This window comes from Sphingomonas sp. S6, assembly GCF_043498045.1.
GTDB lineage: Bacteria > Pseudomonadota > Alphaproteobacteria > Sphingomonadales > Sphingomonadaceae > Sphingomonas.
Genome location: NZ_JBIEOE010000002.1, coordinates 437127 through 453132, shown reverse-complemented (window position 1 = coordinate 453132; position 16006 = coordinate 437127). Strand labels below are relative to the sequence as shown.

Sequence of the window (16006 nt, the reverse complement as noted above, 5' to 3'; positions counted from 1 at the left end):
CGTGGGATAAGACGTTGGGCCTCGGTGCTGACACCTGTCGGCGCATGAGGTTTCAAAGGAGATTCCCGCGATGAAGCTCATTCTGCTCGCCGCCACGGCGATGATCGCAGCGCCGGTTATGGCGCAGACCACGCCCGCCCCGGCGCCGGCTGATCAGACGATGACCCCGGCCCCGGCCGATCCCGCCGCGGCGCCCGCCGACGCGCAGACCCCGCCGCCGCCGCCCGCTGCCCCGGCACCGCAGGCGAGCATGCCGCCCGCCGAGACCACCGGCTCGCCCGCTGGCGGCTATGCCCCGACCGGCCCGGCCGTGACCGGCGGTACGCCGGGTTCGACGCTGCCTCCGGTCTTCCGTCCGGCGCCGACCCCGGATCAGGCCTTCCCGCCGCCCCCGGCGAAGGAAAGCTACCCGATCTGCAAGAAGGGTCAGTATGACGGCTGCATGCAGGCGAGCCAGGCCCCGCACAAGGCGAAGCGCCGCGCGCGTCGCTAAGCAAGGCTGACCATCGGCGGGCGCGACATCCTGTGTTGCGCCCGTTCGAAGGTCCGGTATGGAAGGCGCTTCATCCCATCGTGGAAGGAGCGCCTTTTCCATGTCCAGTCCGATCCGCTTCGACGGTCGCGTCGCCATCGTCACCGGAGCCGGCGGCGGCCTCGGTCGCCATTACGCCCTCGAACTCGCCAAGCGCGGTGCCAAGGTCGTCGTCAACGATCTCGGCGGCGCCCGTGACGGCACGGGCCATTCCGATGCCGCACTCGCCGTGGTCGAGGAAATCCGCGTCGCGGGCGGCGAGGCGATGTCGAACGGCGGCAACGTCGCCGAATATGATCAGATGGTCGAGATGGTCGCCCGCGCCAAAGAGGCCTGGGGCGGCATCCACGTCCTCATCAACAACGCCGGCGTCCTGCGCGACAAGACCTTCGCGAAGATGGAGCCGGCCGATTTTGAATTCGTGGTTCGCGTCCACCTGCTCGGCTCGGCCTTCGCCACCAAGGCGTGCTGGGAGACGTTCCGCGACCAGAATTACGGCCGCGTGCTGATGACCTCGTCGTCCAGCGGCCTGTTCGGCAATTTCGGCCAGGCCAATTACGGCGCCGCCAAGCTGGGCCTCGCCGGCCTCGCCAAGACGCTGGGGATCGAGGGCGCGAAGAACGACATCCGCGTCAACACGATCGCCCCGACCGCCGGCACGCGCATGACCGAGGATCTGTTCCCCGCCGCCGCCTTCGAAGCCTTCGCCCCCGAAAAGGTCGCGCCGGGCGCGCTGTATCTCGTCAGCGAGAATGCGCCGAGCAACGTGATCCTGGGCGCCGGCGCCGGCGTCTTCCAGGCCTCCTATGTCACGCTGACGCCCGGTACGCTGCTGACCGGCGAGGCGCTGTCGCCCGAAGGCGTCGCCGATGCGTGGGACGCGATCGCCAACCGCCACGGCGAGATCGTGCCGAAGACCGGGGCCGAACAGGCGATGACGATCGGCAAGCTGCTCCAGGGCGGCTGAACGGTTACCGCTCTGCCCGAAACGTTACCCCGGGCCCGAAACCGTCACCCCAGCGCAGGCTGGGGTCTTTCGCGGCTCTCCTCGGGCGCCCTGACCCGGATATCCCGGCCTACGCTGGGATGACGGCCGGTCAGGGCGGATGGATCGGACACGAACGATCCACGCCCCGCCGGCTCGCGCCGGCAGGGCGCCGCGGATCAGTCGACGAACGCCCGCTCGATCACATACGTCCCGGCCTTGGCGTTCGACCCTTCCTCGAAGCCGATGCCGTCCAGCATTGCCGCCGTTTCGCGGATCATCGCCATCGATCCGCACAGCATGATGCGGTCGGTCTCCGGATCGAGCTTCTTCGCGCCCTGCACCGGATCGCCGAACAGCGCCGCGCTCTCAATCAGGTCGCCGATGCGGCCCGTCGTGCGGAACGGCTCGCGCGTCACCGTCGGGATATAGTGGAACTGCGTCGCCGCTTCCTCCGACACCAGAGGATCGTCGGCGAGGCGCGCCTGCAATTCGTCGTGATAGGCCAGATCGCTGACCTGCCGCACCGAATGGACCAGGATCACCTGGTCGAACATGCTGTACACGTCGGGATCGCGCGCCAGGCTGAGGAACGGCGCGAGACCGGTGCCGGTCGAGAAGAAGAACAACCGCTTGCCGCCGATCAGCGCGTCGGTGACGAGCGTGCCGGTCGGCTTCTTGCCCATATACACTTCGTCGCCCGCCTCGATTAGCTGCAGCTTCGACGTCAGCGGCCCGTCCTCGACCTTGATCGACAGGAACTCCAGTTCCTCGGCATAATGCGGGCTGGCGATCGAATAGGCGCGCATGATCGGCTTGGCGCCCTCGCCGTCACCGGGCAGGCCGATCATCACGAACTCGCCCGAACGGAAGCGGAAGCTCGCCGGGCGTTCGACCGCGAAGCTGAACAGCCGATCGTTCCAGTGGCGCACCCACAGCACCTTGACGTTGGCGAACGCCTTGGTTTCGGGGATCGTCTTCGGCGTGCGGGTATCAGTCATCGCGGGCAGGACTTCGGGTTGTTCGAGAAGGGTTCGCAATATGAAGCACGCGCCCCACGGTCAACCGAAGCAAAGCTTGTCGGGACCCCATCCGGACATTGCCGAGCCTTGCCCCCCACCCCATATCCGTTCCCGATATGGTCATCCAGATTCGCACCACCCTCGACGAGCCGGAAACCGGCCAGAGCTTCATCCCCCACCGCCCGGCGCGCCCCGACAAGGTGGAGGGCGGTCGCCCGTTCAAGCTGGTCAGCGAATACCAGCCGTCGGGCGATCAGCCGACCGCGATCGCCGAGCTGACCGCGACCGCGCGCGCCGGCGAAAAGGACCAGGTGCTGCTCGGCGTCACCGGCTCGGGCAAAACCTTCACCATGGCCAAGGTGATCGAGGAATTGCAGCGCCCCGCGCTGATCCTCGCCCCCAACAAGATCCTGGCGGCGCAGCTCTACGGCGAGTTCAAGAGTTTCTTCCCTGAAAACGCCGTCGAATATTTCGTCAGCTATTACGATTACTATCAGCCCGAGGCGTACGTGCCGCGGTCGGACACCTATATCGAGAAAGAGTCGTCGACCAACGAATCGATCGACCGCATGCGCCATTCGGCGACACGCTCGCTGCTCGAACGCGACGACGTGATCATCGTCGCCTCGGTCTCGTGCCTCTACGGTATCGGCTCGGTCGAAACCTATTCGGCGATGATCTTTGACCTGAAAAAGGGCACGACCGTCGACCAGCGCGAGATCGTGCGCAAGCTCGTGGCGTTGCAGTACAAGCGCAACGACGCCGCCTTTCAGCGCGGTAATTTCCGCGTGAAGGGCGACACGCTCGAAATCTTCCCGTCGCACTATGAAGACAGTGCGTGGCGGATCAGCTTCTTTGGCGATGACATCGAAGAGATCACCGAATTCGATCCGCTGACCGGCAAGAAGGTCGCGTCGCTCAACAGCGTGCGCGTCTACGCCAACAGCCACTATGTCACCCCCGGGCCGACGCTCAAGCAGGCGGGCGAGGCGATCAAGCACGAGCTGTCCGAACGACTGAAGGAACTGATCGCAGAAGGGAAACTGCTCGAAGCGCAGCGCCTGGAACAGCGCACCAACTTCGACCTCGAAATGATCGCCGCGACCGGCAGCTGCGCCGGCATCGAGAATTACAGCCGCTTCCTTACCGGTCGCCTGCCCGGCGAACCGCCCCCCACCCTGTTCGAATATCTCCCCGAAAACGCCGTCCTGTTCGTCGACGAAAGCCACCAGACCGTGCCGCAGATCGGCGCGATGGCGCGCGGCGACCATCGTCGGAAGATCACGCTCGCCGAATATGGCTTCCGCCTGCCGAGCTGTATCGACAACCGGCCGTTGCGCTTCAACGAATGGGACGCGATGCGCCCGCAGACGGTCAGCGTCTCGGCAACGCCCGGCAACTGGGAGATGGAGCAGACCGGCGGCGTCTTCGCCGAGCAGGTCATCCGCCCCACCGGCTTGATCGACCCGCCCGTGGAAATCCGCCCGGTCGAGGAACAGGTGCAGGACCTGATCCAGGAGTGCAAGGCGACCACCGCCAAAGGCTATCGCACGCTGGTGACGACGCTCACCAAGCGCATGTCCGAAGACCTGACCGAATATATGCATGAAGCAGGGATCAAGGTTCGCTACATGCACTCGGACGTCGAGACGCTGGAACGTATCGAGCTGATCCGCGATCTGCGCTTGGGCGTCTATGACGTGCTCATCGGCATCAACCTGCTGCGCGAAGGGCTCGACATCCCCGAATGCGGCCTCGTCGCGATCCTCGATGCCGACAAGGAAGGCTTCCTCCGCTCCGAAACCTCGCTGATCCAGACCATCGGCCGCGCCGCGCGCAACGTCGACGGCCGCGTGATCCTGTACGCCGACCGCATCACCGGTTCGATGGAGCGGGCGATGAACGAGACGCAGCGCCGTCGCGAAAAGCAGGAGGCGTATAACGCCGAACACGGCATCACGCCGACGACGATCCGCCGCAACATCGGCGACATCATCGCGCACGTCAGCCAGGGCGATCAGGTCACCGTCCCCATCGACGAAGACCGCCCGCACATGGTCGGCCACAATCTGCGCGCCTATATCGAAGACCTCGAACGGCAGATGCGCAAGGCTGCCGCCGACCTCGAATTCGAAACCGCCGGCCGCCTGCGCGACGAGATCCGCCAGCTCGAAAACGAAGAGCTGGGCCTGCCCGTGCACGAGCAAAAGGCCCCGATCCTGGGCCGCTCGAACGAAGGCAAACCCGGAACGCGCAAAACGCGGTACGGCAAGGAACAGAAAATGCGCATGGGAGGTCGTCGAGGGCGGTAATTTTGCGGCCGCGGCCTTCGGCCGAGTTTCTTTCCGAATTTTTCTAGGACGGCAGCGCACTTCCCCCTAAGGTCGAAAGACTTAGGGGGGAGTGTTTGCGTGACGGATCGTGATGCGGCCGGTGATGCCGGCAAGAAGTCTTTGAAATTTCTTATGCGACTATCAACGGTCGGCGCCGCCCTTGGGCTGGCGGCATGCGGCGATGGAAATGGCGGCGGCGGGACTACACCGATCGCCAATCGTCCGCCGGCGTTCACTTCGGTGACGACCGCCAGCGTCACCGAGAATTTTGCCGGGTCTTTCTATCAGGCGGCAGCCACCGATCCCGACAACAATGCGATCACCTATTCGATCAGCGGCGGCAGCGATGCCGCACGCTTCGTCTTGGACGGCGATCGCCTGCGCTTCGCGACCGCACCGAATTACGATTTGCCGACCGACAGCGACGAGGACAATGTCTACCTCGTCCAGATCACCGCCAGCGACGGTCAGGCCACGACGACGCTCGATCTACGCGTGACGGTGACCAACGACCGCGAAGGTGTCGTCGTCCGCCGCATCGGCAGCGGCTTCGATCGCCCGGTCGGTTTTGTCTCCATTCCCGGCGACACGCGCGTCTTCGTGCCCGAACGCGGCGGGCGCATCTTCCTGTTCGATCCCACCAGCGGCACCAAGACGCTCTTTCTGACGGTCAACGTCTCGACCGCCGGCGAAGGCGGCCTCGCCGCGATCGCGCCTATGGCGGACTATGCGAAGTCGGGGCAGTTCGTCGTGCTGTACACCGCGAGCAACGGGGCGTTGATCGCGGCGATCGGCCAGCGGTCCGGCATCTTCGGTTCACCGGCACTGACGTCCGAAACGGTGTTGGTTGCGGCCATGCCCGCTGGCGCGAGCGCCACGGGCACCGCCCAGCTCGCTGCGGACGGCAAGCTCTATATCGCCACCAGCGATGCCATCGGTGCCACCGATCCCGCCTTGGGCAGCCAGTCCGGGACGTCGGTGTTCGGCAAACTGTATGCCGTCGAGCGCAACCCCGATCCCTTTGCCGGGACCAGTCCGCAATATTTCCTCGTCCGCCGCATCGCCAGCGGCCTCCGCTATCCGCGGGGCACCACGCTGCTGGATGGCCGCTTGCTGCTCGCCGATCGCGGCGGCGACAGCCGGCATGAGGTCGATCTGATCGACCCTAGCGCCGGCAGCAATTTCGGCTGGCCCTATAAGGAAGGTACGGTCACCGTGCGCAGTGGCGCGCCGGCCGGCCTGGTCGATCCCGCACTGGAATATCGCTTCGGGACCGGCCCCGGCATGGGCACCGGCATCGTCGGGGGGATCGTCTATCGCGGCGCCATTGCCAGCCTGTCGGGCCAATATGTCTTTGCCGATCGCAGCGGCGCCATTTTCGCGACGAGTGCGGCGAAGCTGGGCGGCACGCTCATCACCGCCAGCACCATCGAACGGCGGCGGGCCGATTTCGCGCCGGATGTGGGGACGCTGAGCGAACCCACGGCGATCAGCGCCGATGCCAGCGGCACCCTTTACATCGTCGCTGCCGGTGGCGACATTTTCCGGGTGGATGCGGGCTGAGCGCCCGCATCCCACTCATCCCGCGGCGAGATTCTCGCTGCCGACGCCGTAGTAGCTCGCGACGCGATCGGCATAGGCCTGGTCGAACACGGGGGCATTGTTGGCCCAGCTCGGGCCGCCTTCCAGGATGCGGCGGTCGATGGTGATGACGTACAGGTCGCGCACCGGATCGAACTGCAGCAGGCCGAAGGGGACCGGGTAGAAGCTCTTGCCCATCCCCAGGAACCCGCCCAGGCTCAGCACGGCGTGCGTCGTGCGGCCCGATCCCTTGTGGACCATCAACGCATAGACCGCGCCCACCTGATCCCCGTCGCGGCTTTCGACCTTCAGCGAATGGGCGATATTGGCCTGCGCGAGCAGCTGGGTGGTGGCGGTCTGCGTGTCGGTGGACATCGAAAAGCTCCTGTTTCGTGCCGGGTGAACCGCCTTGTGGCCGCGCCGGTTCCATGTTCACGCGCCTTGAGCGCGCCTGCCGCTTCCCCCATAAGCCCCGCCCATGCGCCGTTTCGCCTTCAATCCTGCCCCCGGTCTTGCCCTCGCCCTGCTCGCCCCGCTCGGCGCCTGCGTGCCCCAGCCGATCGCGCCGCCGGCCACGCCGACGCCCGTGCCCGTTCGCCCGCAGCCTGCCCCGGTCGCCACGGCGCGCGGCAGCGACTGGCGCGACTGGCCGTTGACGCCGGGCACCTGGACCTATCGCCGCGATGCGCGTGGCAGCCTGGCGCTGTTCGGGGTGGCGGGTAGCGATGCGTTGGTGACGCTGCGTTGCGACCTGTCGAGCCGCCAGATCTTCCTGTCGCGCGCCGGCAGCGTGCTCGCGCCGCTGACGGTCCGCACCACCAGCACCACGCGCGCGCTGGCGATGCGCCCGACCGGCGGCACGCCGCTCTATGTCGCGACCACGCTCGCGCCCAACGACAGCCTGCTCGACGCGATGGGCTTCAGCCGCGGACGGTTCGTGGTGGAGCAGCCCGGCAGCGGCACGTTGGTCCTGCCCGCCTGGGCCGAGATCGAGCGCGTTACCGAGGATTGCCGGCGCTAGCTCAAACGCTGAGGGCCAAGGGGCGCGATGCTCGTGCAAAACGCGTTGCATTACAAGTCTTGCAAGTGGCTGCGGTGATGCGCACATTGCCGGTGTGGCGGGGGTCCCCGGCACATGGCTATCACAAGCGAAAGGAGGTGATCCGATGTCTCATGGTTCAGCAGTGGGGTCGGTTCAGTTCGTTCGGGGGACTGGCTTCTAAGACCCGATACGGCGGCACCGGGGGGTATCCTCCCCCAATCAACGATGTCGTCATGGGTTGAAGAGGCCTCATGGTCTCCCGGGCTGGAGCTCTCTGGCCGCTGACCATGTTTGGGGGGTGTCGGGTCGCCGGGAGGCGCCCGGCACCCTCTTCTCATTTTTGGGTTACAGGAAGCGGTGCATCACCAGCGCATCGACCGGGCCCAGCCGCGGATGGTCGAACGCCGCAGGCACCCGTCCGACGATCGCAAAGCCCAGCGCCTGCCACAGGTTCGCCGCGACCGTGTTGCTGGCGAGCACGAAATTGAATTGCATCGCGCGAAAGCCCGCAGCCCGCGCCGCATCGAAAGAATGCTCCGCCATTGCCCGCGCGACGCCCTGCCCGCGCGCCGCCTCGGCCGTGACATAGCCCGCGTTGGCGACATGCGCGCCGCCGCCCGCCTGATTGGCCTGTATGTAATAACTGCCCAGCAGCACGCCATCGCGCTCGGCCACGAACACGTGATGCGCCGCCGCAAACCAATGGTCCGTGATGGCCGCCGGGGTCATGTCGCGCGGTAGGGCATAGGCTTCGCCCAGCGCGATCACGGGCGCGAGCATCGCGACGACGCCCGCCACGTCGTCGGCCCGCGCCGCGCGGATCGTCTGCGCCGTCACGCTGCGGTCCGGCGCGACGGGGTCTCCTCGATCAGCGTGTAGAGCATTGTCTCTTCCCCCTCGATCCGACGCAGCAGCTGCTGCAGGATCTGCCGCGTGGCGGCACCGAAGGCAATCCAGTCGTCCGCGATCCGCTCCGCGGGCCACGCCGCGATATAGGCGCGGTAGCGATCCGCGAGCGATCCCATCTCCGCCGCAAAGCGCGTCGCGACCTCCGCCGCCCGCGGGTCGCGGCCCGCGCGCAGCCGAGGATAGAGCAACGCATCCTCCTTCGCGAGGTGCGCCAGCAGCTTGCGGGTCAGCAGCCACCGCGCCTTTCCCAAACGCGACGGATCGAAATGCGCCGCCGCCACGCAAGCCAGCAGCGCTGCGGCCAGTTCGCGCAGCTCGTCATGTTCGGCGGACAACGTCCTCCTGCTCAACATGGCCATCCCCCACAGAATTGGCGTCGAATCAAATACTAAGCCATCTCGGTTTCTGGCGGGTAAATACGGGAGGCTGCCACGTCTCCTCGCGAAGCCAAAACGAATCGTTGTGTAAACACAACAGATCATGCAAAATGGACGCATGCACAACCGCATCGCCCTGTTCCGGAACGACCGCAACGTGTCGAGGCGCGAGCTGGCGGAGGCGGTCGGCGTCAATCCGCAGACGATCGGCTATCTCGAACGCGGCGATTACAACCCCAGCCTGGAACTGGGCCTGAAGATCGCCGCCTATTTCGATGTGCCCGTCGATCTGATCTTCTCGCTCGCTCCCTTCCCCTCGCTCACCGACGCGCTGCGCCGGGCCGGAGACGCCTGATGGGCTATGACAGCCGCCGCTGGACCGGGCGCTATGCACCCGGCGAGATGCCGCCGGAGTTCGGGGGTGGACGTCCCTATCGCAGCCGCAAGTTGCGCTGGTGGCTGCTCGTTGCCGTCATCGTCAGCGTTGCGCTTGCCGTCGGGCAAATGTGGTTGCCAGACGATCACGGCGTGCCCTTAGGCTGGTTCGTGATTACGACCGCGATGAACGTGGGCGCCGGTCGTTCCCCTTTCGCAAAGAATAAGTGGGGTGAGTACGACGAATTCGAACGCGGCGCCCTGATGCGCGCAACGCAGCATGCCTATTGGGTCGTCACGGCGCTTGGTGCCGGCGCGCTCGGCTGGTGCGCCACCGCGACCGCGTACGGCTGGCCGATGCCGCACCGCTGGGGCGATTGGGCCGTGTGGGGCCTCGCGCTTGCCGCCTCCGCCACCAACCTGCCCGCCCTGTTCGCCGAATGGGCCATCCCCTTCCCCGATCCCGAGGACGCCGCATGAGCTACCGCGACGGCTACGACATCCGCAAATGGTCCGCGAACGAGATGCAGCGTCGCCCGCGCCGCTATGCGGTGCGCTGGGGACTGGCCGCGGGCCTCGCCTCGGTGCTGGCGATCCCCGTCTTCGCCATGCTGGGCACGGGCGACCATGGCGGCATCGTGCCCAACGTCATGCCGTTCAGCATATTGCTGTTCGTCAGTTCGATCGGATCGCCGTTCACGCGGGAGGCTTGGCTCAGCCCCCGCGGCTTCGCGACCTATGACGAGTTCGAACGGGCTGCGCTGTCCGATGCGATGCGCCGCGCCTATCTGATCGATATCCTTGCCGTCAGCGCGCTGTTCCTCTGGCTGATGGTCGCCAGCCGCCTGGGCTGGCCGATGCCGGTCACGAGCAGCCAGTGGGGCGCCATCGGTTACGCCACGGTGATGACCATGCTGACGCTCCCCATTCTCTTCGCCGAATTCATGGTGCCGATGCCCGACCCGGAGGACGAGCCGCTGTGACCGACAAGACAAATCTCCAGCGCCTCGACGCGCTCGTCGGCTGGACCGGCATTCCGGCGCTGTCGCAGCACCCGCCCCGCCGCCGCCCGTTGCGCTGGCCCGCCACGATCGCGCTCGCCCTGGCCTTCGCCGGCATCGCGCTGTCGCTCACCCGCGGCATGCAAACGCCGCTCGCGCTTGCAGGCTATGGCATCGAGATGCTGGGCTTCGCGCTCGGCACGTTCGTCAAGATCGTCGGCCCGCTCAAACCCTATGGCGGCACTGAAAAGACCGACGAATGGGACCGCGCGGTCCGTGCCCGCGCCTATCTGTGGACCTTCGCCGTCTTCGCGATCACCACGATTCTCGCGCTGTTCGTGCTGATGGCGGGCATCGCCTTCGACTGGCCGAAGGCGGCGCTGATGCAGGGCGCGGCGCAGACGCTGTTCCTGCTCTTGACCATCATCAACGCCACCCCCGCCGCCCAGGCGAGCTGGGCGGTCCGCTGGCAGCAGGACGACGATCAGGCAGGGTGAAACGCCTTACCCCTCGGCCCGAAGCCCCCCGCGTCGCCCCAGCGCAGGCTGGGGCCTCTCCCGGCTCTTGTCGCGCGCTCTCACCGGGAGATCCCAGCCTGCGCTGGGATGACGGACATGGAGACCGGCATCACGCCGGCTGCAACAGCCCTTCCTTCGCGATCTTCTCGCGCCACACCAACGGCGCCAGCGTGTGGACGTTATTGCCCTCGCTATCCACCGCGACGGTGACGGGGAAGTCGCTGACCTCGAATTCGTAGATCGCTTCCATCCCCAGGTCCTCGAACCCGACGACCTTGCTGCCCTTGATCGCGCGCGCCACCAGATAGGCCGCGCCGCCGACCGCCATCAGATAGGCGCTCTTCGCCTCGCGGATCGCGTCGGTGGCGGCGGGGCCGCGCTCGGCCTTGCCGACCATCGCCAGCAGCCCTTGGTCGAGCATCATGCGCGTGAACTTGTCCATGCGCGTCGCGGTGGTGGGGCCGGCGGGGCCGACCACTTCCTCGCCGACCGGATCGACCGGACCGACGTAATAGATCACGCGGCCCTTGAACTCGACCGGCAGCTCTTCGCCCTGCGCCAGCATGTCGGCGATGCGCTTGTGCGCGGCGTCGCGGCCGGTCAGCATCTTGCCGTTCAGCAGCAGCCGGTCGCCCTGCTTCCACGACTGCACCACGTCGGGCGTCAACGTGTCGAGGTCGACGCGGATCGCGGCCTTATCGGGCGTCCAGTTGACGTCGGGCCACTCGCTGAGCTTCGGCGCTTCCAGATAGGCCGGGCCGCTGCCGTTCAGCGTGAAATGCGCATGGCGGGTCGCAGCGCAATTGGGGATCATCGCGACCGGCTTGCCCGCCGCATGGCAGGGCGCGTCCTTGATCTTGACGTCGAGGATCGTCGAAAGGCCGCCCAGCCCCTGCGCGCCGATGCCCAGCGCGTTGACCTTGTCGAAGATCTCGATGCGCAACGCCTCGATATCGGTCTTCGGCCCGCGCGCCTTCAGCGGTCCCATGTCGATCGGCTCCATCAGCGCCTGCTTGGCGAGCAGCACGCAATGCTCCGCGGTGCCGCCGATGCCGATGCCCAGCATCCCCGGCGGGCACCAGCCCGCGCCCATCTGCGGCAGCATCTCGATCACCCAGTCGACGATCGAATCGCTGGGGTTCATCATCTTGAACTTCGACTTGTTTTCGCTGCCGCCGCCCTTGGCCGCAACATCGACCGAGACGGTCGCGCCCGGCACCATCTCGACATGCAGCACGCACGGCGTGTTGTCGCGCGTGTTGCGGCGCGTGAACGCCGGATCGGCGAGGACCGACGCGCGTAGCTTATTTTCGGGGTGCAGGTACGCCCGGCGCACGCCCTCGTCGACCACCTCCTGCATCGAGCGGCTGTTGTCGTCCAGGCGACAGTCCATGCCCCATTTCACGAAGACGTTGACGATGCCGGTGTCCTGGCAGATCGGACGATGCCCCTCCGCGCACATGCGGCTGTTGGTCAGGATCTGCGCGATCGCGTCCTTGGCGGCCGGGCTCTGTTCGGCCTCATAGGCGTCGCCCAGGGCGCGGATGTAATCCATCGGGTGATAGTAACTGATGAATTGCAGGGCGTCGGCGACGCTGTCGATCAGGTCGGCGGCGCGGATGGTCACGGGCAGGCTGGTCACAGGCGAAAGCTCCTTCGGGAAGCAGCCTTTACCCCCCGGCTGCGCCCCCGCCAAGCATCGCTGCGATCTGGCCGTTTCGGTCCCCTTTGCAGGGATTTATCAAGGATCGCGGGGGTATTCCGGTGCCATGAATCGCATGACCCGACCTCAACCTCTTGATATGCGGGGACCGGACGCGTCGGCGATGACGATTCTGGGCGTGCGCTACGACAGCCCGGACTATGTCGTCGTGTCGCTCGGGCAGCGTCTCGGCATGGTCGCGACGCTGTGGCCGCTGGCCTGTGTATCGCTCGCCGCGATGGGCGTGCTGCTCGGCGTGGGGACCCATGCGACGGGCCTCTCCCTCCCCTTCGTCATCGCCCTGCTGCTGCTGATCGCGAGCGCGAGCGTCCTGTGGTTCACCTCGATCGGGCAGCATAGTGATCGCTGGCCGGTGTTTCAGCGCGTGCGCATCACCGCGGTCGCCGCGCTCGCGGTCGGAGGTGCGATGGCGGTACTCGCCGCCGATCTGCCGCACGGGTCGTTCGCCATCGTCTGCTGGGTCAGCATCGCGGCGAGCATCGCGCTGGTCGCGCTCGCGCTTCAGCCGATCCGCATCGCCACGCTGTCGCTCGCGGTCGGCTTTTCGTTGATGCCGGCCGCGGCGGGGCATGTCCTCGCCACCCTCGTCGCGCTGCCCTTCGTCACCGCCTTCGGCTTCGTGATCGTCCGCCTCGCCCGGCTCGATGCGCGCACCGCCTATGATCACATGATCGACAGCGGCAACGGCCGCCTCGCGCTCAAGATGATCGCCGAATTCGAAGATCACGGCACCGGCTGGTTCTGGGAAAGCGACCGGCAGGGCCGGCTGACCTATCTGTCGCGCAAGGTCGCCGACGATCTGGTCCAGAACGGCCAGCCGCATCCGATCGGCCAGTTCCTCACCGACGTCTTCCGCATGGACGGCGCCGCGATCGGTACCGAGCGCACGCTCGCCTTCCATCTGTCGTCGCGCACCGCCTTTGCCGATTACATGATCTGCGGCGCCGGCGACGCGCCGGAAGTCGCCGAACGCTGGTGGTCAATGTCCGGCCGGCCGATGATCGACGATCTCGGCCGCTTCGGCGGCTTCATCGGCTCGGGCAGCGACCTCACCGAAAAGCGTCGTTCGGATGCCGAGATCACGCGCCTTGCCCTGTTCGACAGCCTGACCGGCCTCGCCAACCGCCAGCGCATGCGCCATAGCCTCGACAAGACGCTGCAACAGCAGGCGATCACGCACAGCCCCGCCGCGCTGTTCCTGATGGACCTCGACCGGTTCAAGGCGGTGAACGATACGCTGGGTCATCAGGCGGGCGACGAGCTGCTGAAACAGGTCGCGCAGCGCCTGCAACGGATCGTCGGCGACGCCGGGCTCGTCGGGCGCCTCGGCGGTGACGAATTCCAGGTCCTGCTGCCCGGCAACGACCGCCGCGACGCGCTTGCGCTTCTTTCGCGCGAGCTGATCGCCGGCCTGTCGCAGCCCTATTTCGTCGCCGCCACGTCGGTGACGATCGGCTGTTCGATCGGCATCGCGATCGCGCCGCAGGACGGTAAGGATGCCGAGGCGCTGATCCGCAACGCCGACCTCGCGCTCTATGCCGCCAAGGCGGACGGGCGCGGCGTCCACCGTTTCTATTCCGACGACATGCTGGCCGGCGCGAAGAGCCGCAAGGCGCTCGAGGACGACATGCGCCTGGCGCTGACCGAGGGCGGCTTCGTCCTCCACTATCAGCCGGTCGTGTCGACGAGGGATGCGAAGATCGTCGGCTATGAAGCGTTGATCCGCTGGCACCATCCGGTGCGCGGGCCGATCTCGCCGGCCGATTTCATCCCGGTTGCCGAGGAATGCGGATTGATCGAGCCGCTGGGCGAATGGGTGTTGCGTACCGCCTGCGCCGATGCCGCGCGGTGGCCCGGGGACGTCCGCGTCGCGGTCAACGTCTCGCCGATCCAGTTCGCCAATCCCGCCTTCCCCGCGATCGTCACCTCCGCGCTCGCGCATAGCGGCCTGCCCGCGCGCCGCCTGGAACTGGAGATCACCGAAGGCGTCTTCCTCGCCGGCTCGGGATCGACCGATGCGATGTTCAAGGCGCTGAAGGCGATCGGCGTCCGCCTGGCGCTGGACGATTTCGGCACCGGCTATTCCAGTCTCGGCTATCTGCGCACCGCGCCCTTCGACAAGATCAAGATCGACCAGAGCTTCGTGCGCGGCGCCGCCGCCCCCGGCAACCGCAACGCCGCGATCATACGCGCGATCGTGTCGCTCGCCGAAACGCTGGGCATGGAGACCACTGCGGAGGGCGTCGAGATCCAGGACGAGATCGACCTGGTCCGCCACCTCGGCTGCAGCCACATCCAGGGCTATGTCTATGGCCGCGGCGTGCCCGCCGCAGACGTCATGGCGCAGCTCGGCGAAGCCGCGCCCGCCCACCCCGTCGGCCACCGGATCAGCCGCGCGCCCCGCACGCGCATGCTGCGCTCCGCCCGGATCGAGATCGGCCGCAAGCAGGGCGACGTGCGCATCCGCAACATGTCGAGCAGCGGCGCGCTGATCGACGGCATCAACATCGATGGCGAGGCGGTGGGCGTCGACGTGATGCTCGAGGTGGCGGAGGACCAGATGGTCGCCGCGCGCATCGCCTGGGCGCACGACGGCCGCGCCGGTATCGCGTTCAACGAACGCATCGACCTCGACCGGCTCAACGCCCCCATGAGCCGCCTGCGCCACGGCTGACCCGGCGTCACCCCGGCCGGCCCGACCGTCATCCTGGCGAAGGCCGGGATCTCCCGGAAGCACGCGCCCCAGCCGCGCCAAACGCCGCCACCCTCACGCCACCCCGGCGTTAAACCCGCGTTTACCATCACCCGCTAACCCGGTCCGCACCCGCCGGCATTCCGCCGACCGGGTGGCAGGAACCGCCCTCGATGAGCATGCACGCGCCGATCGACATCACCACGCTCGGTCTCGACGAAGCCGCCATCCACGCCATGCGCTTCGCGGGCGGGGTCGAACTGCACAATCCCTACATCGATCTCGTCATGGCGCGCGGCTTCCTCAACGCCGACGAATGCGCGCTGATGTGTACGATGATCGATGCCAACCGCCAGCGGTCGCGCGTCGCCGATGGCGTGTCGCAGATGCGCACCAGCGAAACCTGCGCGTTCGACGTCGACGAACCGCTCATCCAGCTGCTCGACCTGCGCATCTCGCTGTTCCTCGGCGTCGGTCCGCAGTTTGGCGAAAGCGTGCAGGGCCAGCGCTATGCCGTGGGCCAGGAATTCCGCAGCCACGCCGATTACTTTAAATCGACCGACCCCGAAGAGACTTCGCACCTGCGGCGCTGCGGCCAGCGCACCTGGACCGCGATGATCTACCTCAACGAGCCCGAGGCGGGCGGCGAAACCTATTTCCACCATCTCGACCACGACTTCGTGCCTGAAATGGGCACCATGCTGTGCTGGAACAACATCGACGCCGAAGGCAAGCCCAACCCCTATACCGTCCATCAGGGCAAGCCGGTCATCGCCGGCACCAAGTACATCATCACCAAGTGGTTCCGCGAGCGCCCCTGGAACAGCCCGCTGCCCGCCCCGGCGCCGGTCGCGACACCCGCCGTCGACAGCTCGGTCCGCGCAATGCGCGCGCTGAAGGGCCGCCGCTGACACGG

Annotated in this window: 16 protein-coding genes; 11 read left to right on the top strand and 5 right to left on the bottom strand. The window is 66.9% G+C overall.

The genetic code is table 11. From position 1 onward, the window contains the following. Window positions 1–70: 70 nt before the first annotated feature. Window positions 71–493 (top strand): hypothetical protein, encoded by a 423-nt coding sequence (locus ACGVWT_RS05140; RefSeq protein ID WP_116461809.1) that lies wholly within the window; start codon window positions 71–73, stop codon window positions 491–493. Between the two features lie 100 nt (window positions 494–593). Continuing rightward, entirely contained in the window at window positions 594–1499 is a 906-nt protein-coding gene (locus ACGVWT_RS05135) for an SDR family NAD(P)-dependent oxidoreductase (protein WP_315461436.1), read from the top strand. A gap of 197 nt (window positions 1500–1696) precedes the next feature. Here ACGVWT_RS05135 and ACGVWT_RS05130 read toward each other — a convergent pair whose 3' ends face one another. Next, window positions 1697–2518, bottom strand: a complete 822-nt coding sequence (locus tag ACGVWT_RS05130) for a ferredoxin--NADP reductase (RefSeq protein WP_043060734.1) — start codon at window positions 2516–2518, stop codon at window positions 1697–1699. 137 nt (window positions 2519–2655) lie between these two features. Here ACGVWT_RS05130 and uvrB point away from each other — a divergent pair, with 137 nt between their 5' ends. Then, a complete protein-coding gene (uvrB, locus tag ACGVWT_RS05125; protein WP_315461437.1) occupies window positions 2656–4851 on the top strand; it encodes an excinuclease ABC subunit UvrB in 2196 nt (731 codons plus the stop codon). 153 nt (window positions 4852–5004) lie between these two features. After that, window positions 5005–6435, top strand: coding sequence for a PQQ-dependent sugar dehydrogenase (locus ACGVWT_RS05120; protein WP_315461438.1), 1431 nt, complete (start codon window positions 5005–5007; stop codon window positions 6433–6435). A gap of 15 nt (window positions 6436–6450) precedes the next feature. Here ACGVWT_RS05120 and ACGVWT_RS05115 read toward each other — a convergent pair whose 3' ends face one another. Beyond that, window positions 6451–6828, bottom strand: a complete 378-nt coding sequence (locus ACGVWT_RS05115; protein ID WP_017979527.1) for a PRC-barrel domain-containing protein — start codon at window positions 6826–6828, stop codon at window positions 6451–6453. Window positions 6829–6931: 103 nt separating this feature from the next. Here ACGVWT_RS05115 and ACGVWT_RS05110 point away from each other — a divergent pair, with 103 nt between their 5' ends. Beyond that, entirely contained in the window at window positions 6932–7474 is a 543-nt protein-coding gene (locus ACGVWT_RS05110) for a hypothetical protein (protein WP_315461439.1), read from the top strand. A 366-nt stretch (window positions 7475–7840) separates the two neighbouring features. Here the strand turns inward: ACGVWT_RS05110 and ACGVWT_RS05105 are convergent, their stop codons facing one another. Both ACGVWT_RS05105 and ACGVWT_RS05100 read right to left on the bottom strand, forming a co-directional pair. Beyond that, entirely contained in the window at window positions 7841–8332 is a 492-nt protein-coding gene (locus ACGVWT_RS05105; RefSeq protein WP_315461440.1) for a GNAT family N-acetyltransferase, read from the bottom strand. Then, window positions 8329–8757 carry a hemerythrin domain-containing protein gene (locus tag ACGVWT_RS05100; RefSeq protein ID WP_315461441.1) on the bottom strand — a complete coding sequence of 143 codons (429 nt, stop codon included), beginning with the start codon at window positions 8755–8757 and terminating at the stop codon, window positions 8329–8331. Before ACGVWT_RS05100 ends, ACGVWT_RS05105 begins: the two co-directional genes overlap by 4 nt. A 142-nt stretch (window positions 8758–8899) precedes the next feature. Here ACGVWT_RS05100 and ACGVWT_RS05095 point away from each other — a divergent pair, with 142 nt between their 5' ends. The 4 genes from ACGVWT_RS05095 to ACGVWT_RS05080 are packed head-to-tail and all read left to right on the top strand — an operon-like array spanning window position 8900 to window position 10654. Then, entirely contained in the window at window positions 8900–9136 is a 237-nt protein-coding gene (locus ACGVWT_RS05095; RefSeq protein WP_017979531.1) for a helix-turn-helix transcriptional regulator, read from the top strand. After that, a complete protein-coding gene (locus tag ACGVWT_RS05090) occupies window positions 9136–9636 on the top strand; it encodes a hypothetical protein (protein ID WP_315461442.1) in 501 nt (166 codons plus the stop codon). The genes ACGVWT_RS05095 and ACGVWT_RS05090 overlap by 1 nt, the downstream gene beginning before the upstream one ends. Then, window positions 9633–10139 carry a hypothetical protein gene (locus ACGVWT_RS05085; protein WP_315461443.1) on the top strand — a complete coding sequence of 169 codons (507 nt, stop codon included), beginning with the start codon at window positions 9633–9635 and terminating at the stop codon, window positions 10137–10139. Before ACGVWT_RS05090 ends, ACGVWT_RS05085 begins: the two co-directional genes overlap by 4 nt. Next, window positions 10136–10654 (top strand): hypothetical protein, encoded by a 519-nt coding sequence (locus tag ACGVWT_RS05080; protein ID WP_315461444.1) that lies wholly within the window; start codon window positions 10136–10138, stop codon window positions 10652–10654. Before ACGVWT_RS05085 ends, ACGVWT_RS05080 begins: the two co-directional genes overlap by 4 nt. 130 nt (window positions 10655–10784) lie before the next feature. Here the strand turns inward: ACGVWT_RS05080 and ACGVWT_RS05075 are convergent, their stop codons facing one another. Then, window positions 10785–12317: a fumarate hydratase gene (locus ACGVWT_RS05075; RefSeq protein ID WP_286165102.1), complete on the bottom strand. Its 1533-nt coding sequence runs from the start codon at window positions 12315–12317 to the stop codon at window positions 10785–10787. Window positions 12318–12501: 184 nt separating this feature from the next. On the opposite strand from ACGVWT_RS05075, the gene ACGVWT_RS05070 reads away from it, so the two are divergent. Together ACGVWT_RS05070 and ACGVWT_RS05065 are read left to right on the top strand one after the other, a co-directional pair. After that, on the top strand, window positions 12502–15072 hold the full coding sequence (locus tag ACGVWT_RS05070; RefSeq protein WP_394425415.1) for a putative bifunctional diguanylate cyclase/phosphodiesterase: 2571 nt from the start codon (window positions 12502–12504) through the stop codon (window positions 15070–15072). Between the two features lie 191 nt (window positions 15073–15263). Beyond that, complete coding sequence (locus ACGVWT_RS05065; RefSeq protein ID WP_315461446.1) at window positions 15264–16001, top strand: 2OG-Fe(II) oxygenase; 738 nt, start codon at window positions 15264–15266, stop codon at window positions 15999–16001. Window positions 16002–16006: the final 5 nt, after the last annotated feature.

Coding starts and splice junctions, on each gene's coding strand:
- ACGVWT_RS05120 (WP_315461438.1), top strand. CDS start 5,005: ATGCGACTATCAACGGTCGGCGCCGCCCTTGGGCTGGCGGCATGCGGC.
- ACGVWT_RS05130 (WP_043060734.1), bottom strand. CDS start 2,518: ATGACTGATACCCGCACGCCGAAGACGATCCCCGAAACCAAGGCGTTC.
- ACGVWT_RS05065 (WP_315461446.1), top strand. CDS start 15,264: ATGAGCATGCACGCGCCGATCGACATCACCACGCTCGGTCTCGACGAA.
- ACGVWT_RS05115 (WP_017979527.1), bottom strand. CDS start 6,828: ATGTCCACCGACACGCAGACCGCCACCACCCAGCTGCTCGCGCAGGCC.
- ACGVWT_RS05100 (WP_315461441.1), bottom strand. CDS start 8,757: ATGTTGAGCAGGAGGACGTTGTCCGCCGAACATGACGAGCTGCGCGAA.
- ACGVWT_RS05095 (WP_017979531.1), top strand. CDS start 8,900: ATGCACAACCGCATCGCCCTGTTCCGGAACGACCGCAACGTGTCGAGG.
- ACGVWT_RS05070 (WP_394425415.1), top strand. CDS start 12,502: ATGACGATTCTGGGCGTGCGCTACGACAGCCCGGACTATGTCGTCGTG.
- uvrB (WP_315461437.1), top strand. CDS start 2,656: ATGGTCATCCAGATTCGCACCACCCTCGACGAGCCGGAAACCGGCCAG.
- ACGVWT_RS05090 (WP_315461442.1), top strand. CDS start 9,136: ATGGGCTATGACAGCCGCCGCTGGACCGGGCGCTATGCACCCGGCGAG.
- ACGVWT_RS05140 (WP_116461809.1), top strand. CDS start 71: ATGAAGCTCATTCTGCTCGCCGCCACGGCGATGATCGCAGCGCCGGTT.
- ACGVWT_RS05085 (WP_315461443.1), top strand. CDS start 9,633: ATGAGCTACCGCGACGGCTACGACATCCGCAAATGGTCCGCGAACGAG.
- ACGVWT_RS05135 (WP_315461436.1), top strand. CDS start 594: ATGTCCAGTCCGATCCGCTTCGACGGTCGCGTCGCCATCGTCACCGGA.
- ACGVWT_RS05110 (WP_315461439.1), top strand. CDS start 6,932: ATGCGCCGTTTCGCCTTCAATCCTGCCCCCGGTCTTGCCCTCGCCCTG.